Below are 21,466 nucleotides of genomic sequence, written 5' to 3'. Positions count from 1 at the left end.
CTCTTCCCTCACATCCCGTATTGCTTCTTGATGTCTTTCATTGCCATAAGAAGAGCGTCTACTTCCCCTTCTGTTGTAAATGCTCCTACACTTGCCCGAACAGCTCCTGTATCGGAAGTCCCTGCGATCTCATGCGCTGACGGTGAGCAATGGAACCCTGCTCGAACGGCTATTCCGAAGTGTTGATCCAGTACAAACGACAACTCCGATGGGTCAATCCCATTTACCCGAAAAGCTACAATTCCCGTTCGATCCTCACCTAATGATGGACCTAATACATGAATATTTGGCAACGATAGTAGTCCCTCCATTAATCGCTGACTTAATGTCCATTCCTTAGTATGGATCTTCTGAACCGTCTCATTCAACACATAATCCACCCCGACTTTAAGACCAGCAATCCCGGGTGTATTCTGTGTCCCTGCTTCATATCGATCCGGCCTGACGAGCGGCTGACTCGGAGATTCCGATTGGCTTCCAGTCCCCCCTTGCATTAACGGTTCCAGATCCACCTCAGGCGCGATATAAAGCCCGCCTGTCCCTTGCGGACCCAGCAGCCCCTTGTGCCCCGGAAAGGCCAGCATATCAATTCCTAGAGCCTTTACATCTAACGGCAATATACCTGCACTTTGAGCCCCGTCCACCAGCAGCTTAACGCCATGTTTACGCGCTATCTCCCCGATCTCACCAATTGGCAATATCGTTCCAAGTAGATTGGAGCTATGATTCGCAATGATCAATGTAGTGTTCGAGCGAATGGCTTCTTCCAGCTCTTTTAATTGTATATTTCCCTTTTCGTCTGATTGCAAGAAGGTCACTTCTACTCCATGCACTTGCGCTAGATGGTATATCGGCCTTCTCACGGAATTATGTTCCACAGAAGTGGTAATGACATGATCTCCAGCCCTCACGTACCCTTTAATCGCCATATTAAGAGCCATGGTCGTATTAGCGGCAAATGCGATATCATTGGGGTTGCGAATGCCAAAAAGCTTAGCTAATGACTTTCTCGCATCAAATAGAATTCGGCTTGCCCGTACGGCCATAGCATGACTACCCCGTCCCGGATTAGCGCCATGTTTAACTATCGCATCCACCACTGCTTCAACGACACCAGGCGCTTTGGGATACGACGTTGCCGCATGATCCAAATAAATTGTTTTTTTGTGCTCCGCGTCCATATGCCTACACCCTACCTTCAACTCATATTCCATATTTCACTCACAAATTTTTATTCGCTTATATTGAAATGACAATTCTGAGCTTGCGCAAATATAACTCCAGAACCTTTTCTTATTACATATGTAGTTAATATTTATCGATTTACAAACCAGTAATGGCATACCTTAGTTTAATCCTTCGCTAGAAAGATTACAACTTAGATATGCCATTATTCATGCGATCTACGCGAGTTGCTGTAACAGCTCCAGCAACCGTTCCAGATCTTGTTTATTGTAGTATTGCAATTCGATTTTACCCTTATCTTTTTGTTGCTTTATTTTTACTGTTGTTTTGAAACGTTCTCGCAGCGATTCTTCAAGATGCTCAATGTACGGATCTCGTTTCTTTTGCTTCTGTCCTTTTTCAGGCTGCTCTTTTCCCTTGTGATCCATCTTTTGGATAGCATCCTCAAGTTCTCGAACACTCCACTCAGCAGCTACTACTTGATCAACGATTTGTTTCTGTACTTCTACATCTTTTATGCCGGCCAATGCTCTTGCATGTCCCATCGAAATTGTTCCACGTGAAACATAATCTTTGATTTCAGTAGGCAAACTTAGTAGCCTAACAAAATTTGCTATGTGTGACCGAGACTTACCAACCTTAAGACTGAGCTCTTCTTGCGTTAGTTTAAACTTATCCATTAATGCCTGATATGCAATTGCGATTTCTATCGCATTCAAGTCCTCACGCTGCAAATTCTCAATTAACGCAATTTCCATAACCTGTTGATCACTAAAGTTGCGTACAACTGCTGGAACCGTCGTATTGCCACAGTATTGAGAAGCTCGGAATCGACGTTCACCGGCAATAATTTCATACCCTTTTAATACTGATCGAACAATAATAGGCTGAATAACACCGTGTTGCTTGATGGACTCTGCGAGTTCTTTAATTGATTCTTCATCGAAAGTTTTACGTGGTTGATACGGATTCGGGCGAAGCTGTGTCAGCGAAATCTCAACTACTTTATCATCGTCACTGACGGAAAGAGACGGGATTAGCGCATCCAGACCTCTACCTAGCCGCTTGCTCATATGAGACCACTTCCTTCGCAAGTTCAAGATAAACTTCTGCACCTTTGGATCTCGGATCGTAGGTAATAATCGCTTGACCATGAGATGGCGCTTCGCTCAATCTCACATTTCGCGGAATAATCGTTTGGTATACCTTTTGTTGGAAGTACTTTTTCACTTCTTCTATTACTTGAATACCAAGATTTGTCCGTGCATCCAACATCGTTAACAACACGCCTTCGATTTGCAAGGTCGTATTGAGATGTTTCTGAACAAGACGTACCGTATTCAATAATTGGCTTAAGCCCTCAAGCGCATAATACTCGCACTGAATTGGAATTAAAACCGAATCCGCTGCAGTTAGCGAGTTAATCGTAAGGATCCCAAGGGATGGCGGGCAATCAATAAGCACATAATCGAATTCGTGTTTGACCATATGTAGCGACTTCTTCAAACGAAGTTCGCGAGAAATGGTAGGAACTAATTCAATCTCTGCTCCAGCTAATTGAATCGTTGCTGGAATCACAGTCAATCCTGGCACGTTTGTTGAGACCATTGCGTCTTTCGGATGTACTTCATTGATCAGCACATCATAAATACAGTTGGCTACATCTGCTTTGTTAATACCAAGTCCACTTGTTGTATTGCCTTGTGGATCGATATCAACAAGTAGCACCTTTTTCCCCAGCGACGCGAGACATGCAGCTAAGTTAACGGAAGTCGTTGTTTTGCCGACTCCGCCCTTCTGGTTGGCAATCGCGATTATCTTCGACAATTTCTATTCACCTCATGTGTGAAACTTTGATACAAATGGCATCGCCGCCCTCTCTCAGAAGGCGGCATAAACAATGGTTTTTCATTCAATTATAAGCCCGTGTAGCACGCTACACGGGCCTCAACATTTAACAGAATTCCAACTAAAAAGGATCATGCATCAAAAGCTTAGGGAGCAGATACATGTAAGCGGGGGAATACGTTAGCAATTGGCTCTATTATACCACAGTCGAAACCATTTGGAGGAATCATGATAGAAATATAATGTGATTCATAGAGATCATTAACGTTTTGGAATATGAATCACAATTTCATAATGATCTTCATGATCTTTTTCATTCGTTTTGATTTTAAGACCTGACCCAGACACCATTTCAATGGACTGTCGAATCGTATTCAATGCAAGCCGAACATCCTTGGTAAAGGAAATCCGTTTAGCTTTTTTGTTTTTATTAGACTCATTCAGAAATGCGATTCGAACTTCCGTTTGCTTCACATTCATGTCTTTGGTTATGATTTCTTCCAAAACTTTAAGTTGAAGCTCCTCTGATTCAAGCGACAATAGCGCACGAGCGTGTCTCTCAGATATTTTCCGTTCCATAAGTGCGCCCTTGACAGTCTCAGGTAACATTAATAACCGGAGCTTATTCGCGATCGTGGATTGACTCTTCCCTAAACGTTGAGCCAAACTTTCTTGCGTCAGTTGATGTAACTCGATCAACTTTTGATACGCGACGGCTTCTTCAATTGCAGTTAAGTTCTCTCTTTGCAAGTTTTCGATCAAAGCAATAGACGCCGTTTGAGAATCATTGAATTCACGGACGATAGCTGGAATCGTCTCATAGCCCAGCTTCGTAACCGCACGCCAACGGCGTTCGCCAGCAATAATTTCATATCTATTATTGCGCACTCGAACGACGATAGGCTGGATCACGCCATGTGTTTTGATTGTTTGACAAAGCTCTTCAATTCGGTCGTCATCAAATAACGTCCGCGGTTGAAATGGGCTTGTATCAATTTCATGAATTGGCAGTTGTTTCACTTCTTCTAGTGACGAACGCTGTTCTGATAGACCGAACAGGCGCGAAAATTGTTCCTTCATCGATGACTACCACCCGATCATGTGATAAATCTACTCGCTCACGCAGTAGACTTCCCAGACATCTGAGAGTATTCTAACCTTCACTCTATAAATTCGACCACATTCCTCGGAAGTCCTGCTTGACAGGTACTGACCTAAGTAAAAAGAGTGGACAAGTTGTGACGAACTTATCCACTCCAGAAATTATGTTAATGTTTCACGTGAAACATTGTACAAATATGAATCTGCTTGTACTTATTATTTACTTTAGTAAAGGCTGCTTTAAAGGTGTCCCTGCTTTGCGGGGATATTGACGCGGTGTGGCGCTTGTTTTTTCAATAACCACAATATGTCGCTCAGACCCTTCATTCGGTAACGTCATGCCATATTCACCCATTAGCTTGCCCTTTAACTCTTTCAAGCTAAACGAAGCTTCTTTCATTTCTTCTGACGACTGGGAACCTTTCATCGCAGCAAACTTGCCCCCAGGACGAACAAAGGGTAAACAAAATTCATTCAGCACATTTAGTCTAGCTACCGCTCTGGCTGTTGCTAGATCAAATTGATCGCGGTATTGCGGCAACCTAGCAATATCTTCAGCCCTACCATGTACACATTCTACATCTGACAGGCCTAAACGTTCAACGAGTGCTTTAAGAAAAGAAATCCGTTTGTTTAACGAATCTACGATAACTACCTTTAAATGAGGATAACAAATCTTAAGGGGAATACTAGGAAATCCCGCTCCAGATCCAATATCCGCGATACTTCTTATTTCTTGCATATCAACAAAAAAGCAAAGTGAAACAGAATCATAAAAATGTTTTTCATATACAGCGCGTTCTTCAGTGATGCCTGTAAGATTCATACGTTCATTCCAATCGACCAACATTTCAAAATAAGCTTTGAACTGATCTAGCTGCAAGGAAGAGAGCGTTATCCCTCTCTCCCCTAATTGATTAACCAACCATTTATCCGCATTATCCATTTAAGACCTTCTTGCCGCGGTTACGCGATTATAATGCTCCAGGTATACGAGCAGGATAGAGATGTCCGCAGGTGTGACACCAGCAATCCGAGATGCTTGACCAATCGATAATGGACGAATGACACTAAGCTTTTGTTTCGCCTCAGAGGCCAAGCTGCGAACATCCGCATAATCAATATCATCCGGGATCCGCTTTTTCTCCATTTTGTTTAATCGTTCAACTTGCAGCAGTTGTTTCTCAATATAACCTGCATACTTAATCTGAATTTCGACTTGCTCCTTCATTTCGTCCGTTAATTCATAAGGGCTCGGAAGCACACTTTCCAAATGCGCATATGTCACCTCAGGCCGACGAAGCAACGATAACGAATCTCCGCCTTGCGACAGAGGTGCAGAGCCAGCCGATTCCAACATCCCATTCATCTCTTCTGGCTTCACTTTCGTTGTACGCAAACGTTCGACTTCTAGCTCAACAAGTTCTTTCTTCTTCAGAAACTTGCCGTAACGCTCCTCCGTTATCAGTCCAATCTCATGCCCGAGCGGCGTTAACCGTAAGTCGGCATTATCATGACGGAGCAATAAACGGTATTCGGCCCGCGAAGTAAGCAAGCGGTAAGGGTCATTGGTCCCTTTCGTCACCAGGTCATCGATCATTACACCAATATAGCCCTGTTCACGTCCAATGATAACAGCTTCCTTCCCTTGCACCTTACGAGCGGCATTAATGCCTGCTATAATCCCTTGTCCTGCAGCTTCCTCATAACCGGATGTCCCGTTAATTTGTCCAGCTGTGAATAACCCATCGATTACTTTTGTCTCCAAGGAAGGCCACAGTTGAGTGGGGATAACCGCGTCATACTCTATCGCATAACCGTTACGCATCATCTCAACTTTTTCCAATCCTGGAATTGAACGTAAAATTCCTAATTGTACATCTTCTGGCATGCTCGTCGACAAACCTTGTACGTAGTACTCCGAAGTATGTTTGCCTTCAGGCTCTAAGAAAATTTGATGCTTAGGTTTATCTGCGAAACGAACGATCTTGTCTTCGATAGAAGGACAGTAACGCGGTCCAGTCCCCTCTATTGCACCAGAGAACATCGGAGCGCGATGCAAATTGTCATTGATGATCTTATGCGTTTCTTCAGACGTATAAGTCAGCCAACAAGGCAATTGTTCGTTATCCGAGGACTCTGTCTCATGTGAGAAAAACTTCGGTTTCTCGTCGCCAGGTTGTATTTCCGTCTTGGAGAAATCAATTGTATCCTTATGAACACGCGGCGGCGTACCCGTCTTGAAACGGATCAACTCCAGTCCATGCTCCTTCAGACTCGCAGACAACCGTATGGACGGCTGCTGGTTGTTAGGGCCGCTCTCATACATCAGCTCACCCATAATGATTTTGCCGCGAAGATAGGTCCCTGTCGTGACGACAATAGCCTTCGCTCTATATTCCGCGCCAGTCTTCGTCAAGATCCCCACGCATTTGCCATCTTCGACAATGAGCTCTTCGGCCATTCCTTGACGAAGCGTCAAATTCGGCGTTTCTTCGATCGTTTTTTTCATCAGATGTTGATAGGAAAATTTGTCGGCTTGTGCGCGCAGCGCATGTACAGCAGGTCCCTTGCCCGTGTTGAGCATTCTCATTTGTATAAATGTTTTGTCGATATTACGTCCCATCTCGCCGCCTAATGCATCAATTTCGCGAACAACATGGCCTTTAGCCGGTCCGCCAATGGATGGATTACACGGCATAAACGCCACCATATCCAAATTTATCGTCAATAGCAGTGTGTCACAGCCCATTCTCGCAGATGCAAGCGCAGATTCGCAGCCCGCATGACCAGCACCAATGACGATAACATCAAATTCACCTGCCACATATCTCATCATGTAATCCCTCCTACTTTCCAAGACAAAACTGAGAAAAAATTTGATCAATCAACGAATCGCCTGCTTCATCACCCAATATTTCGCCAAGCGATTCCCAAGCGAGTCTTGCATCAATCTGTATCACATCAATCGGAATGCCCGAATAAGTCGCCTCAATCGCATCTTCGAGCGATCCTTTGGCACGCTTAAGGAGCGATATATGTCGAACATTGCTGACATATGTCAGATCATTAGCCTCAAGCTGACCCTCGAAAAACATCTCGCTAATTGTCGATTCTAATCCATCAAGACCACGTTCCTCTAGGACGGACATCCGCACGATTCGATCCGCAGCGACATAATGCTCAACCTCATCCATCTCTAGGTTGCCCGGCAAATCAGTTTTGTTAATAATAACAATGATCGAACGTCCCTGGAGTTGCTTTAACAGTTGTCGATCGTCATCCTGCAGTGGTTCGTTGTAATTAAGCACAAACAGAATCAAATCCGCATCCTGAAGCGCATCACGGGATCTCTCCACTCCAATACGCTCAACCACGTCATTTGTTTCCCTAATGCCCGCAGTATCAAGCAATCGCAGAGGTATACCGTTAAGCGACACAAACTGCTCGATTACATCTCGCGTTGTACCTGGAATATCGGTAACAATCGCTTTATTCTCTTGTGTCAGCACATTCATAAGCGACGATTTGCCAACATTAGGTCTGCCTACAATTGCAGTCACAATACCTTCGCGCAAAATTTTGCCTTCATTAGCCGTTTTTAGCAGCTTTTCGATCTCTCCGATTGCAAGCTGACATTGTTCGCGAATATATGCACTAGTCATAGCTTCGACATCATGCTCGGGATAATCGATGTTCACCTCAATATGAGCGAGCAATTCAATCACCGTCTGGCGCAGCGCCTTTATTCGTTTCGACAATACCCCTTCCGCCTGCTTGCGCGCAACCGAAAAAGCTCGGTCCGACTTGGAGCGAATAAGGTCAATGACAGCCTCCGCTTGCATCAGATCGATACGACCGTTTAGAAAGGCTCTCTTCGTAAACTCACCTGGCTCAGCGGTACGAATATCTTTCTGTAGCAGAACAATATCCAATACCTTTTTGACTGCAATGACACCGCCGTGCGCATTAATCTCGACAACATCCTCCGCCGTGAAGGAGCGAGGTCCACGCATCAGCGTAACCAGTACCTCTTCTACTTGTTCCCCCGTTGACGGGTCCTTAATATGTCCGTAATGCACCGTATGCGAATCGGCGTCATTTAGACTTATACGGGAATCGAATATTCTTGATATACCATTAATAGCTTCCGGTCCGCTAACCCGGATGATCGCGATGCCACCCTCTCCGACAGCAGTAGAAATCGCGGCAATCGTATCGTGAATCATGCCAATCAACACCTCTTCATGAGTCTTGCGCAAAATGGAAAAACAGCAATGACCTTGGAAGCCATTGCTGCGAATCGGTTATATCGGTATGGTTGAGTAGCTTCATCCTTGCCTAAGTGCAATGACAACGCGCCGGTTCGGCTCGTCGCCTTTACTAAACGTCCTCACCTTAGGATGGTTCTGAAGCTGCGAATGGATCACCTTGCGTTCGTGCGGCGACATTGGCTCGAGAACAACTTCCTTTCTCGTGCGTATGACTCGTCCAGCAAGACGATCGGAGAGCTCCTCCAACGTCTTGCGGCGTCGCTCGCGAAAATCCTCTGCATCAAGGACGATACGAAGATGACTGTCTGAATAACGGTTGGCCACAATATTAACCAGGTATTGCAACGCATCGAGCGTGCCTCCACGGCGTCCAATCAGCATGCCTAGGTCCCCGCTGCCCGATACGGACAGATAGAAACCTTCTTTCGTTTGCTTGCGATCGATCTTAGCTGAAAGTCCCATTGTTCGCGCGACATCAAGAAGAAACTGCTCAGCTTCCTCAAGCGGATCCGGAACTAACTCCAGCTCCACCTTCGCTTCTTTGACACCAAACAATCCGAACAACCCTTTAGAAGGCTGCTCAAGCACGACAATTTTAACGCGGTCTTCCGTGACTTGCCATTGTGTCAATCCATTACGTACAGCATCGTCTATCGTCTTGCCTGATGCTAAGATTTTCTTCACTTTGCAAGGACCTCCTTCTTACCCTTGTCAGATGAACGTACGTACAGGAAATAGTTTTGAACGATTGTATACGTGTTACTGAACACCCAGTACAAAGGCAGTGCGGCTGGGAACGACATCGACATGACGAAGATCAGAACAGGGAAAATCGTCATAATCATGCCCATACCCGGCATTTGCTGCGTTTGTTGCTTCTGCATCATCTTCGATTGAACAAACGTTGTGATGGCAGCTAGCACCGGCAAGAAGTACCATGGGCTTGGCTCCCCAAGTCCAAATCCGAATAACGTCTCCGTCCGAATATCCTGATTCCAATAGATCGCATTATATAGCGCGATAAATACCGGCATCTGAACGATCAGCGGCAAGCAGCCTGCCATCGGGTTAACCCCATTGGACTGGAACAGCTTCATCGTCTCTTCTTGCTGCTTCTGCGGGTTGTCCTTATATTTCTTCTTAATTTCCGCCATTTGTGGTTGGAGCGCTTGCATCGCCTTGGAGCTGCGGTATTGCTTCAGCGTCAGCGGCAAGATTAGCGTCCTCACGATAATCGTTAGTAGCAAAATCGCCAGCACATAGGAACCGCCGAACCAATCGGCAAACGCATCAAGCGTAATGGCGAAATAATAAACGACGTTTTTCTCCCAGAAGTTACCCTTAAGCAAGTCGGGCGTGTCCATCGTGTGATCGGCAGGAGCACAACCTGCAAGGAGCGCCATCATCATGACGAGGCCAACCACGATCAGCCATTTTCGATTTGTATTCCGAAACAACATTAAATCTCCTCTCTGAGAGCTTCTGCATAGTTCTATTCCAAGTTAGACTATACCATAATTTATTACACAAAGAAACAATCGCCAGACATGCCAAAAGGCAAAATATCGCGCTTTCATTAAGTTGAATACATGCAGCTTCACACTCATGCGTTTTCATGCTCACATCGTTACGCAAATAGACCGGATTATAAAGCATTGTTTCATCAGATTTCGAAACTATTGCTTCAATAAACCAGCCTTTTTGAGAACATGTCCTACGCTGCGCTCCATCTCTTTCAACTTCATGGCAGTCGCCGGCTTCCTGACGATCAAGATAAAGTCTGTCCCAGGAACAATTCGACCCTCCATATGGCGCACAATTTCCTTCACCATACGTCGCATCCGATTACGGACGACAGCATTGCCGATTTTCTTGCTGGCCGATACGCCTAGCCGGAACGGATCTGCGATCCTCTGCTTAGACCAATAAACTACAAACTGGCCATTCGCAAACGACTTGCCGCCTCGATAGATCCGATTAAAATCTTCGCGACTGCGAAGACGTAATTTCCTACGCACGGATTAACCACCGTTCCTTTTCGTACTTAAACTTAATCATTACTTCGCAGGCATACAGTGTATGCAGCCCAATTTTGAACAAAAAAAAGACCACCGGACGTGGTCTTCTGCTTACGCGCTCAGTACTTTTCTTCCTTTTTGACGACGAGCCGCCAAAACTTTACGACCATTCTTCGTGCTCATGCGCTTGCGGAAGCCATGCACTTTCGCACGTTTGCTTACATTCGGTTTAAATGTAGGTCTCATTTATGCTGCACCTCCTATAGTACGTGTGGATCCAAACATAGGGCATGACGTTGCCCACTCATTACAAAATTACACTTTTATTATTAAACCACGCCAGCTGGTAAAAGTCAATGTTCGACCCCTAGGTACGTTGTTGCCAATCTTGTTCGTTTCTGGGTTGTGGATAAATGCATGAATCAGGCTTCATCGACGAAAACTAATAACATGTGGACAGATTTTTATCTTGGAAATCGAACTTTGTCGAAATCTTAACAAGATATAAACAATATCTAGTGTTGTAGATAACTTTTATACACAAGCCCTTGGGAATGTGGATAATCCAAGAGAATCCGTTGAAATATAAGGTATCTTTTGCTATGATGGTTATGTTTTCGTTGTGGATGAGCATCCACTTCGCACATAATTATTAACAGGCTGTGGATAACATTGTGAACAAAATTATCCCCTATTTATAACTCGATTCTCAAGTATCCGTCATAATGTGGATATTTTCGTGCAAGAAGATAGGTATTCGACAAGTTTCCGCGTGGCCGCGCCTCACGGCGATAGAAGATAAGGAGTGACAGTCTGTGGACAGCCATACTTACGATTTATGGCAACAAGTATTGTCAATCATCCAAACGAAACTAAGCAAGCCGAGCTTTGACACCTGGTTCAAGGCGACCAAGGCTTCTTTCGTCGATGATTCCATACTTGAAGTGACCGCACCAACCACGTTTGCCGCAGAATGGCTGGAAGGGCGATATACGAAGCTGATCAGGTCGACGTTGTACGAATTCCTCGGAAAACAAATCGACGTTCGTTTCTCCATTGAGGAGAACAAAACACCTGAACAGAGCATTGTATTCCCGCCTAAGCAGGTACAGCACCATGTGTCGTCTGACGAGCCGCATACCCATATGCTTAACCCCAAGTATACGTTTGATACGTTCGTAATCGGCGCGAACAACCGATTTGCACATGCAGCATCGCTTGCTGTAGCCGAAGCGCCTGCCAAAGCCTATAACCCACTATTCTTATATGGCGGCGTCGGACTCGGCAAAACCCACTTGATGCATGCGATTGGCCATTACATTATGGATCATAACCCTAATACCAGGGTTCTCTATATTTCTTCTGAGAAATTTACCAATGAATTCATTAATGCCATACGAGACAGCCAAGGCGAGAGCTTCCGGACCAAATACCGCAACATCGATGTGCTGCTAATTGACGATATTCAGTTCCTCGCAGGCAAAGAACAAACACAGGAAGAATTTTTCCACACATTTAATGCCTTGCATGAAGAACGCAAACAGATCATCATATCCAGCGATCGACCGCCCAAAGAAATTCCGACTTTAGAGGATCGGTTGAGATCCAGGTTTGAGTGGGGTCTCATAACGGATATCCAAGCGCCTGATTTGGAGACTCGTATCGCCATTCTTCGCAAGAAAGCGAAAGCCGAGAATCTTGATATTCCGAATGAAGCCATGAACTACATCGCCAATCAGATCGATACAAATATCCGCGAACTTGAAGGCGCTCTTATCCGTGTTGTCGCCTACTCTTCGCTCATCAATGCAGATATCACGTCGCATCTGGCAGCTGAAGCTTTGAAGGATATCATTCCGTCCAGCCGTCCTCGTATGATCACCATCCAGGATATTCAGACCAAGGTTGGTGAATTCTACGGACTGCGCCTCGAGGAATTTAAAGCGCGCAAACGGACGAAGGCTGTCGCATATCCAAGACAGATCGCCATGTATCTATCGCGGGAGCTGACCGACTACTCGCTACCGAAGATCGGCGAAGCATTTGGAGGTCGGGATCATACGACCGTCATACACGCCCACGAGAAAATTACGCAGCAGCTTAAGATCGATCAGGAGCTGTACAAGATCATTCAGAATTTGACGGAAAAAGTCAAAAATCAAATGTGAACAACCAAGCAAGCCTATGCACACGCTATACACATGTGGATAGGCTTGCTTTATCAGCGTTTTATAGGGTTATCCACATATTCAGTGCCCCTACTACTACGACTACTAAAAATCTTTTAAAATAATACCTATATTAACGACTTCGTCGTTTCAGGGCTAACGCCCTCAAATCTTGTAGAAACAGGTGACCAAATGAAACTCACGATCTCCAAAAACGAACTTAATGACGCGATTCAACAAGTCGCCAAAGCGGTATCCGCCAGACCGGCGATTCCGATTCTCGGAGGGATCAAATTCGACGTCAATCATCAATTCGTAACGCTAACCGCAAGTGATACTGATATATCTATTCAAAGTTTTATCTCCGTAGAACAAGGAGATACAATCGTTGCACAAGTCGACAAACCAGGCAGCGTCGTTCTCCCTGCCAAATTTTTTGTCGAAATCGTTAAGAAACTGCCTTCGGACCAAGTAGTTATCGATGTAAGCACCAACTACCAAACGATTATTCGCTCCGGTTCGACAGAAATCCAGATGGTTGGTTTAGATCCCGAAGAATTCCCGGTGCTGCCATCCATCGAACAAAATGATGTGCTTCAAATTCCAGGAGATTTGATTAAATCTATGATTCGCCAGACTATACTTGCCGCTTCGACAAGTGAGCAAACGCCGATTCTGACAGGTGTACTCTGGAATCTGAATAACAGCGAGTTGAAATTTGTCGCGACAGACCGTCATCGTCTGGCAAGCCGAACAACAAAAGTCGAATCCGACCTATCGTTCAACAATATCGTTATTGCGGCCAAGACGCTAAATGAACTGTCCCGTCTTATCCCCGACCAGAACACTCTTGTCGATGTAGTTGTAGCCGACAATCAAGTGCTGTTTAAAGTCGACAATATTCTTTTCTACACACGAATCCTGGATGGGACTTACCCGGACACCTCCAAGATTATTCCGCAAGTGTTCGAAACAGAACTCGTTCTTGATACCAAAAACGTGATGGACGCGATCGACCGCGCCTACCTCATGTCGCGTGAAGAGAAAACCAATATCGTCCGTCTGACTACACTAGACGACGGAACAATCGAAATTTCATCCAGTTCAACGGATCTCGGACGCGTGACAGAGGAGATTGTCCCGGAGAAAATGACAGGTGAACCGCTCCGCATTGCTTTCAACTCCAAATATATGCTCGACGTGCTCAAGGTAATCGACAGTGAAAAGCTATTCATCGGCTTTACTGGCGCAATGCGTCCAATTATCGTCAGACCGATGGATCATCCGTACAGCATGTACGTCATTTTGCCATATCGTACAACAGGTTAGAGCCCTATCGGCTCGAGAGGAGAACGCAGGATGAAGGAAATATCCATTCGGACCGAATATATTGAGCTTGGCAAGTTTCTAAAGCTGGCGGATTGTATATCCACAGGTGGACAAGCAAAATTTTTCTTACAGGAGACAGTTATCCACATTAACGGCGAAGTGGATAACCGCAGAGGACGCAAGCTATATCCAGGCGATAAGGTGGAAGTTGAAGGCTCCGGCCGATTTGTAGTGACGCGTGAGTAGGCGGATGACCGGGAGGAACGGAATGTGTTTTTGACCAATATTGAATTACACAATTACCGGAATTACGCGGATCTTGTTCTGGAGACGCCAAACAAGGTCAATGTCTTCCTCGGACCGAACGCCCAAGGGAAAACGAATTTGCTGGAAGCGATCTTTGTCCTAGCCTTAACCAAATCGCATCGAACGTCAAAGGATAAAGAACTCATTGGATGGCAAGGGGATTCAGCAAGAATTGCAGGAGCGGTGGACAAACGTTACGGCAGTATTACGCTGGATCTGCTATTCTCCTCACAAGGTAAGAAAGCTAAGATTAACGGGCTCGAACAACGCAAGCTGAGCGATTTTATCGGATCGGTTAATGTCGTGATGTTCGCGCCTGAGGATCTTGAGATAGTAAAAGGCACGCCGGGCGTGCGCCGCCGATTCCTCGATATGGAGATCGGACAGGTGCAGCCCGGTTATCTATATACGCTCCAGCAATACGGGAAAGTGCTCCAGCAACGCAATAATTACCTCAAAGGTGTAGGTCCAGGCAGCTTTAATGCAACGATGATGGAAATATGGAACATGCAGCTTGCAGAGCACGGTGTTAAAATCATGAAAAAAAGGAAACACTTTATACATAAATTGCAAATGTACGCGGAACAGATCCATGCAGGCATCACGAACGGCGCTGAGCAGCTTACGATCGAATACCGGCCATCCTTTGACACAGACGCAGCGCAAGATGAACCTGTTTTATTTGATCAATTTATGTTAAAGTTATCACAAGTGAAAGATCAGGAGATTCGGAGAGGCGTCACGCTAGCAGGCCCTCATCGCGATGACTTGGCTTTCTTTATCAACGGTAAGGAAGCACAAGTTTTCGGTTCGCAAGGACAGCAGCGTACGACAGCCTTATCACTGAAGCTGGCCGAGATCGAGCTTATACACGAGGAGATTGGCGAGTATCCGCTACTCTTGCTCGATGACGTGTTGTCAGAGCTTGATCAGAATAGGCAAACACAGCTTATCGAAACATTTCAAAGCAAGGTACAAACCTTTATTACGACGACCGGCCTGGAGAGCGTCAACACGAGCAAGCTCCATGATGCCGGTATCTATTATGTGCGCGAAGGCAGAGTCACCGTGTAAACAGGCGGAGTAGAGAGGCGGGATGAACGATGTACATCCATCTGGGCGGAGAGAAGATTATTAGAGCCGTAGAGCTAGTAGCGATCTTTGATATATCCATCGAGCAATCCTCCAAGCTGTCCAAACAATTCGTAGCAGGCGCTCATAAGCGCAAAGATGTCGAAACGATCGGTGAAGAAGAGCCGAAGTCCATCGTCGTCACGAAGAAAAAAATTTATTATTCGCCCATTTCATCCTCGACGCTTAAGAAACGAGCGCATCATTTTGCGGCGAATGGATAACGAACAGGAAGAGCAGTCGAGAGGAGCAGTGAGCTTGCATGTCTTTGGAGCAACATACGTATGACGAGAGTCAGATACAGGTACTCGAAGGTTTAGAGGCCGTTCGCAAACGTCCGGGGATGTATATCGGCTCAACGAGCGCTAAAGGACTTCACCATCTCGTATGGGAGGTTGTCGATAACAGTATCGACGAAGCACTTGCCGGCTATTGCGACAAAATCGATGTTATCGTTCATGAGAATAATAGCATTACCGTTGTCGATAATGGACGCGGAATTCCGGTTGGCATGAACGCAAAGCTGCAGAAGTCGACGCTCGAAGTCGTCATGACTGTTCTGCATGCCGGCGGCAAGTTCGGCGGCGAAGGGTACAAAGTATCGGGCGGTCTGCATGGTGTAGGTGTATCGGTTGTTAATGCTTTGTCCGAATCGGTTATCGTACAGGTTAAGCTTCATGGCAATCTCTATCAACAGGAGTACCGCCGAGGTGTGCCGCAGTACGATATCAAGATCATTGGCGAGTCCCAGGAGACAGGAACGACGGTAACGTTCCAGCCGGATCCTGAGATCTTTACGGATACAACAGTCTATGACTATGAGACGCTTCAGTCTCGTATTCGTGAGCTGGCTTTCTTGAACAAAGGGATCGAAATTACGTTGACCGACGAACGTACCGGCGTATCGAATTCGTTCAAATACGACGGAGGACTCAACGAATTCGTAAAGTTCCTGAATCGCAATCGCGAAGCGCTGCACGAAACACCGATCTATGTGGAAGGTTCCAAGGATCATATCCAGGTAGAAGTAGCGCTGCAATACAACGATAGCTATACCGAGAATATTTATTCCTTTGCCAATAACATCAACACCCATGAGGGTGGAACCCATGAGTCCGGTTTCAAGAGCGCGCTCACGCGGATCATCAACGATTATGCGCGCAAGATGAACTTGATCAAGGACAATGATTCCAACTTCTCCGGCGACGACGTGCGTGAAGGGTTGACGGCGATTATTTCCGTCAAAATTCCGGAACCGCAATTCGAAGGTCAAACCAAGACGAAGCTTGGCAATAGCGAGGTTCGTGGTATCGTCGAATCGTTTTTTGCAGAGAAATTCCAAGAGTTCCTTGATGAGAATCCAGGTGTGTCTCGCAGAATCGTGGAGAAAGGTCTGCAAGCAGCCCGAGCACGCGAAGCTGCGCGCAAGGCTCGTGAGCTAACTCGACGCAAGAGTGCGCTTGAAGTAGGGTCCCTGCCTGGCAAGCTGGCGGATTGCTCGTCCAAGGACGCAGCGATCAGCGAGCTGTACATCGTCGAAGGTGATTCTGCCGGCGGCTCCGCCAAGCAAGGTCGCGATCGTCACTTCCAGGCGATCCTGCCGCTGCGCGGTAAGATCTTGAACGTAGAGAAAGCACGTCTCGACCGTATTCTTGGCAACGCAGAGATTCGGGCGATTATTACAGCGCTCGGCACCGGTATAAGCGATGACTTCGATATTGCGAAGGCTCGTTATCACAAGATCATTATTATGACGGATGCCGATGTCGATGGCGCACATATTCGGACGCTGTTGCTGACGTTCTTCTATCGCTACATGCGAGAGATTATCGAGGCCGGTTATATCTATATCGCGCAGCCGCCGCTCTTCAAGATTGAGCGTAACAAAGTTGTTCGTTACGCGCTGACGGAGAAGGAACGCGACTCGATCCTGGCCGAATTCGGCGAAGGCGTGAAAGTAAACATCCAGCGGTACAAAGGTCTTGGAGAGATGGATGCTACTCAGCTATGGGAGACAACAATGGACCCCGAGAGCCGCTCGATGCTACAGGTGTCTATCCAGGATGCGATTGAAGCCGATACAATCTTCGATACGCTTATGGGTGATAATGTCGAACCACGCCGCGATTTTATTCAGAAATACGCCAGATACGCGAATCTGGACATATAAAGTACAGCCGCCCATATCGGGGCGGCTGTTGTGTTATAGAGATAACCTTAATTCCCTTTTCGTTTGATGCCGCCATATGCTGCCGCATATCGAGTGACTTTGCGGTGCATCGATTTATCGGCTAATTTGTTAAAGATATAGGGATGAGGCTTTGTATTCACTTCCAGAATCCAAGGATGGAACTTCGTGTCTATCGCGATGTCGATGCCGAGCTCCTTAAGTCCAGGATAGGTGGTGGACAGCTGTTTGGCAGTCATGACGCCGACCTGCCGGAGCTTGTTCTTGAGAGCGCCTACCTCGGTGGAGGTTAGATGGCTAGACATCAATTGCTCGATTGCCATCAACGTACCGCCGCTATGGTAGTTGGTAATGATTTTGTGCGGGTGGGCGAGCCTTCCGATAATCCCGGATGTTTCCCAGCGGTTGCTTAAATTTTTCTGTACCATGACGCGCAGATCAAATCGCCTGCTCTTATGCTTAAGCAGGTGGATACCCTTCTGCACGATGTATCCTTTGCGGCTGGCATATGCCTGAAGAGAGTGATACAGAGCATCCATGGTAGGGAAAGACCGTTCCTTGGTTTCGATTTGGTATCGATAACCGCCGCTTTCTCTATCACGCTCGACACGAATTACACCATTGCCGTAAGTACCGCTAATCGGCTTGACATAGACCATTCCGTAGCTTTGCAGCATGCTCTGAAGCGATTCGCGGTTGAACTGTTTTGTTTGCGGAATATATTCATGCATCTCAGAGGAGCGCAGCAGCACTTTTGTTTTGGTCCACTTACTCCTGACGCGTTGAATCGCCAAGGGATTCACCTCTTTCTACAAGACAGACTTTGGTTTGAATGGTATAATAAAAGTTGGGTCTATTTAATCTATGTCCGGATTTTGTATTCGGAGCTTGAATATCGGCCTATTTTTCACGGAGTATTGTGAATATGTGAGTAGAGACTTTCACCCACCCACAGCTCCCTAAAGAGACTAGCAATGTTTACACAAGACGGTTTTGTGAAAGTAATAGGATAAGACCTATGCGGGAATGAAAATGGTTCAAGATTGACCAGATAGATGACGTCAGGGAGGTAAAGCATGGCGGAAGAACAACGAATGTCAGTGACAGACCGCGATATCGGAACAGAGATGCGCGATTCCTTTATGGACTATGCGATGAGTATTATCGTCAGCCGCGCGTTGCCAGATGTGCGGGATGGACTTAAGCCGGTGCATCGTCGTATTTTGTTCGCGATGTCGGAGCTCGGCATGTCACCGGACAAGCCACATAAGAAGTCGGCGAGAATTGTAGGGGAAGTTATCGGCAAGTACCATCCGCACGGTGATTCGGCGGTCTATGAATCCATGGTCCGGATGGCGCAGGATTTCTCCATGCGATATATGCTGGTAGACGGACACGGCAACTTCGGTTCGATCGACGGTGATATGGCGGCAGCCATGCGTTATACAGAAGCGCGCTTATCCAAGATGGCGATGGAGCTCCTTCGTGATATCAACAAAGAAACGATCGACTTTGCGCCCAACTATGATGGTGAAGAGCATGAGCCTGTCGTATTGCCATCACGTTTCCCCAACCTGCTAGTAAACGGGGTTACAGGCATCGCAGTCGGTATGGCGACGAATATACCGCCACATAACTTGAACGAGGTTATCGATGGCGCACAAGCACTAATTCGCAACCCGGACATTACGCCGATTGAATTAATGGAGTATGTGAAGGGACCGGATTTCCCAACAGCAGCTTATGTAATGGGACTTTCGGGCATTCGTCAAGCGTATTTGACCGGTCGTGGCTCTGTTACGATGCGCGCGCGTGCGACGATTGAAGAGAATAACGGCAAGGCGCGAATTATCGTACACGAGCTTCCGTACCAGGTGATTAAGGCTAGACTTGTAGAGAAGATCGCAGAGCTCGTACGTGAGAAGAAGATCGAAGGAATTACGGATCTGCGTGACGAATCCGACCGCAACGGGATGAGGGTAGTCATCGAGCTTCGTCGCGACGTGAATCCGAGCGTCATCCTTAATAATCTATACAAGCATACACAGCTACAGTCTAACTTCGGTATCAACATGCTCGCTTTGGTCAATGGGGAGCCGAAGACGCTCAACCTGCGCGATATGTTATATCACTATTTGCAGCACCAGATCGAAGTAATCCGCCGCCGTACTGAATATGACCTTAAAAAGGCCGAGGCGCGTGCACATATTCTGGAAGGACTTCGTATTGCTCTTGATAACCTCGACGAAGTTATTGCGCTGATTCGCGCATCTCGTACAACGGATGAAGCGCGTGAAGGCTTGATCAATCGATTCCAACTTAGTCTTGAGCAAGCGCAAGCGATTCTGGATATGCGCCTGCAGCGTCTGACAGGACTGGAACGTGATAAGATCGAGGCTGAATATGCCGAGCTGCTTGCGAAGATAGCCGAATATAAGGCAATTCTCGCGGATGAGCAGCTTGTCCTTGATATCATCAGCACAGAGCTGAACGAAATTAAGGAGCGATTCGGCGACGAGCGCCGTACTGAAATTACGGCGAGCGACGAAGAGATTCTGGATGAGGATCTTATCCCACGCGAAGACGTTATTATTTCGATTACGCATTCCGGCTATATTAAACGTCTGCCGGTAACGACGTATCGGAGTCAAAAGCGCGGAGGCAAAGGTGTAGTAGGCATGGACACGAAAGAAAACGACTTCGTCGAGCATCTCTTCGTATCCAACACGCATCACTTCCTGCTGTTCTTCACGAACAAAGGAAAGGTGTATAAGCTCAAAGCCTATGAAATTCCAGACTTGAGCCGCACGGCACGTGGAACACCGATTATCAACCTGATTCAGATTGAGCAGGGCGAGACGGTCAACGCCGTTATTCCGGTGCAGGCATTCGATGCGGATCATTATCTGTTCTTTGCGACAAGACAAGGAGTAGTCAAGAAGACGCCGCTGGATGATTACATCAATATCCGTAAGGTTGGTCTGATTGCGATTTCCTTGCGCGAAGATGACGACTTGATCGGCGTGAAGCTGACGGACGGTAACCAAGAGATTATTATGGGTACCGCACAAGGCATGTCGATTCGCTTCTCCGAGGATGATGTTCGTTCGATGGGGCGTTCGGCAACTGGCGTTAAGGGGATAGGCCTTGACGATGACGATGCCGTAATCGATATGGATGTTGTTGTACCGGACAAGGATGTGCTTATCGTTACGTCCAAGGGTTATGGCAAACGTACGCCGGTCGGCGAATATCGTATCCAGAACCGCGGCGGTAAAGGAATCAAAACACTTAACGTTACGGACAAGAACGGTCCAATCGTCTCCCTTAAAGTCGTTGAGAACGATGAGGATTTGATGATTATGACGGCGCTCGGCACCATGATCCGCACCAGTATGGAGGGAATCTCCACAATGGGACGGAATACGCAAGGCGTCAAGCTGATCAATACACGTGAGGATGATACAGTCGCTACAGTTACGCGTGTTGCACGTAACGAAGAAGAAGCGACAGTATCTGAGGATGATCAAGAGACGGAAGGTACGGATTCCGAATAAAGGGATTGAATTGCAGACATCTCGATCCGATATAGTAAGTAAGCGGTATTTCATGGAGGAAGGAACAGATATGGTCACAGTAGCGGTTGCACAGCTAAAGCCGGGCGACAAGATCGGGGAAGATGTTCTCACCTCGCTTGGCGGCGTATTGTTACAAAGAGGGAAGATCATCACAGGAAAAGAGCTGGAGATCCTTCAAGCGTTTATGGTGCCAACAGTTGTCGTTGATAGCGGCGAGACTAAGCCGGCAGAAGGACAACCTGCACCAACCGTTACGTCCAATTCGCAACCTTTGACTCCATTCCAGACAGATTACGAAAAAATGATCGAAGTGACCCGGACACTCTTCAACAATTATGTA

The 21,466-nt window shown here is 46.6% G+C and carries 20 protein-coding genes (1 of these 20 cut by a window edge); 8 read left to right on the top strand and 12 right to left on the bottom strand.

What is annotated here, in order from left to right; all coding sequences use genetic code 11:
- Window positions 1-8 precede the first annotated feature (8 nt).
- The 11 genes from ACX1C1_RS06825 to rpmH all read right to left on the bottom strand — a co-directional run bounded on the left by ACX1C1_RS06825 (window position 9) and on the right by rpmH (window position 10,672).
- Window positions 9-1,181, bottom strand: a complete 1,173-nt coding sequence (locus ACX1C1_RS06825) for an aminotransferase class V-fold PLP-dependent enzyme (RefSeq protein WP_458956365.1) — start codon at window positions 1,179-1,181, stop codon at window positions 9-11.
- A 222-nt stretch (window positions 1,182-1,403) separates the two neighbouring features.
- The gene (locus ACX1C1_RS06820; protein ID WP_458956364.1) at window positions 1,404-2,258 is read right to left on the bottom strand and encodes a ParB/RepB/Spo0J family partition protein; all 855 of its coding nucleotides are present in this window, start codon (window positions 2,256-2,258) and stop codon (window positions 1,404-1,406) included.
- Window positions 2,239-3,012: a ParA family protein gene (locus ACX1C1_RS06815; protein WP_458956363.1), complete on the bottom strand. Its 774-nt coding sequence runs from the start codon at window positions 3,010-3,012 to the stop codon at window positions 2,239-2,241. Before ACX1C1_RS06815 ends, ACX1C1_RS06820 begins: the two co-directional genes overlap by 20 nt.
- Before the next feature lie 282 nt (window positions 3,013-3,294).
- The gene (noc, locus tag ACX1C1_RS06810; protein WP_458956362.1) at window positions 3,295-4,113 is read right to left on the bottom strand and encodes a nucleoid occlusion protein; all 819 of its coding nucleotides are present in this window, start codon (window positions 4,111-4,113) and stop codon (window positions 3,295-3,297) included.
- Between the two features lie 241 nt (window positions 4,114-4,354).
- Complete coding sequence (gene rsmG / locus ACX1C1_RS06805; RefSeq protein ID WP_458956361.1) at window positions 4,355-5,080, bottom strand: 16S rRNA (guanine(527)-N(7))-methyltransferase RsmG; 726 nt, start codon at window positions 5,078-5,080, stop codon at window positions 4,355-4,357.
- The gene (gene mnmG / locus ACX1C1_RS06800) at window positions 5,081-6,970 is read right to left on the bottom strand and encodes a tRNA uridine-5-carboxymethylaminomethyl(34) synthesis enzyme MnmG (protein ID WP_458957610.1); all 1,890 of its coding nucleotides are present in this window, start codon (window positions 6,968-6,970) and stop codon (window positions 5,081-5,083) included.
- A gap of 13 nt (window positions 6,971-6,983) precedes the next feature.
- Window positions 6,984-8,363 (bottom strand): tRNA uridine-5-carboxymethylaminomethyl(34) synthesis GTPase MnmE, encoded by a 1,380-nt coding sequence (mnmE, locus tag ACX1C1_RS06795; RefSeq protein ID WP_458956360.1) that lies wholly within the window; start codon window positions 8,361-8,363, stop codon window positions 6,984-6,986.
- A gap of 102 nt (window positions 8,364-8,465) precedes the next feature.
- Window positions 8,466-9,092 carry an RNA-binding cell elongation regulator Jag/EloR gene (gene jag, locus ACX1C1_RS06790; RefSeq protein WP_458956359.1) on the bottom strand — a complete coding sequence of 209 codons (627 nt, stop codon included), beginning with the start codon at window positions 9,090-9,092 and terminating at the stop codon, window positions 8,466-8,468.
- Window positions 9,089-9,868 (bottom strand): YidC/Oxa1 family membrane protein insertase, encoded by a 780-nt coding sequence (locus ACX1C1_RS06785; RefSeq protein WP_458956358.1) that lies wholly within the window; start codon window positions 9,866-9,868, stop codon window positions 9,089-9,091. The genes jag and ACX1C1_RS06785 overlap by 4 nt, the downstream gene beginning before the upstream one ends.
- 216 nt (window positions 9,869-10,084) lie before the next feature.
- Window positions 10,085-10,426: a ribonuclease P protein component gene (rnpA, locus tag ACX1C1_RS06780; protein WP_458956357.1), complete on the bottom strand. Its 342-nt coding sequence runs from the start codon at window positions 10,424-10,426 to the stop codon at window positions 10,085-10,087.
- Between the two features lie 111 nt (window positions 10,427-10,537).
- On the bottom strand, window positions 10,538-10,672 hold the full coding sequence (gene rpmH / locus ACX1C1_RS06775; protein ID WP_087572533.1) for a 50S ribosomal protein L34: 135 nt from the start codon (window positions 10,670-10,672) through the stop codon (window positions 10,538-10,540).
- Between the two features lie 569 nt (window positions 10,673-11,241).
- Here rpmH and dnaA point away from each other — a divergent pair.
- The 6 genes from dnaA to gyrB all read left to right on the top strand — a co-directional run bounded on the left by dnaA (window position 11,242) and on the right by gyrB (window position 17,530).
- Window positions 11,242-12,594: a chromosomal replication initiator protein DnaA gene (gene dnaA, locus ACX1C1_RS06770; RefSeq protein WP_458956356.1), complete on the top strand. Its 1,353-nt coding sequence runs from the start codon at window positions 11,242-11,244 to the stop codon at window positions 12,592-12,594.
- A gap of 192 nt (window positions 12,595-12,786) precedes the next feature.
- The gene (gene dnaN, locus ACX1C1_RS06765; RefSeq protein WP_458956355.1) at window positions 12,787-13,923 is read left to right on the top strand and encodes a DNA polymerase III subunit beta; all 1,137 of its coding nucleotides are present in this window, start codon (window positions 12,787-12,789) and stop codon (window positions 13,921-13,923) included.
- Between the two features lie 30 nt (window positions 13,924-13,953).
- Window positions 13,954-14,169: a S4 domain-containing protein YaaA gene (gene yaaA, locus ACX1C1_RS06760; protein WP_458956354.1), complete on the top strand. Its 216-nt coding sequence runs from the start codon at window positions 13,954-13,956 to the stop codon at window positions 14,167-14,169.
- A gap of 24 nt (window positions 14,170-14,193) precedes the next feature.
- Window positions 14,194-15,303, top strand: a complete 1,110-nt coding sequence (gene recF / locus ACX1C1_RS06755) for a DNA replication/repair protein RecF (RefSeq protein WP_458956353.1) — start codon at window positions 14,194-14,196, stop codon at window positions 15,301-15,303.
- 29 nt (window positions 15,304-15,332) lie between these two features.
- Complete coding sequence (gene remB, locus ACX1C1_RS06750; RefSeq protein ID WP_087572529.1) at window positions 15,333-15,584, top strand: extracellular matrix regulator RemB; 252 nt, start codon at window positions 15,333-15,335, stop codon at window positions 15,582-15,584.
- A gap of 38 nt (window positions 15,585-15,622) precedes the next feature.
- Window positions 15,623-17,530, top strand: coding sequence for a DNA topoisomerase (ATP-hydrolyzing) subunit B (gene gyrB / locus ACX1C1_RS06745; RefSeq protein ID WP_458956352.1), 1,908 nt, complete (start codon window positions 15,623-15,625; stop codon window positions 17,528-17,530).
- Window positions 17,531-17,577: 47 nt separating this feature from the next.
- Here the strand turns inward: gyrB and ACX1C1_RS06740 are convergent, their stop codons facing one another.
- Window positions 17,578-18,342: a YheC/YheD family protein gene (locus ACX1C1_RS06740; RefSeq protein WP_458956351.1), complete on the bottom strand. Its 765-nt coding sequence runs from the start codon at window positions 18,340-18,342 to the stop codon at window positions 17,578-17,580.
- Window positions 18,343-18,624: 282 nt separating this feature from the next.
- Here ACX1C1_RS06740 and gyrA point away from each other — a divergent pair, with 282 nt between their 5' ends.
- Window positions 18,625-21,105, top strand: a complete 2,481-nt coding sequence (gene gyrA / locus ACX1C1_RS06735) for a DNA gyrase subunit A (RefSeq protein WP_458956350.1) — start codon at window positions 18,625-18,627, stop codon at window positions 21,103-21,105.
- A 52-nt stretch (window positions 21,106-21,157) separates the two neighbouring features.
- A protein-coding gene (locus ACX1C1_RS06730; protein WP_458956349.1) for an HD-GYP domain-containing protein crosses the window boundary here: on the top strand, window positions 21,158-21,466 show its beginning. It continues 771 nt past the right edge of the window; only the first 309 of its 1,080 coding nucleotides appear in the window; its start codon is at window positions 21,158-21,160; its stop codon lies off the right edge, out of view.

Source organism: Paenibacillus sp. strain BS8-2 (genome assembly GCF_054483835.1).
This window is presented reverse-complemented; position numbering and strand designations above follow the sequence as displayed.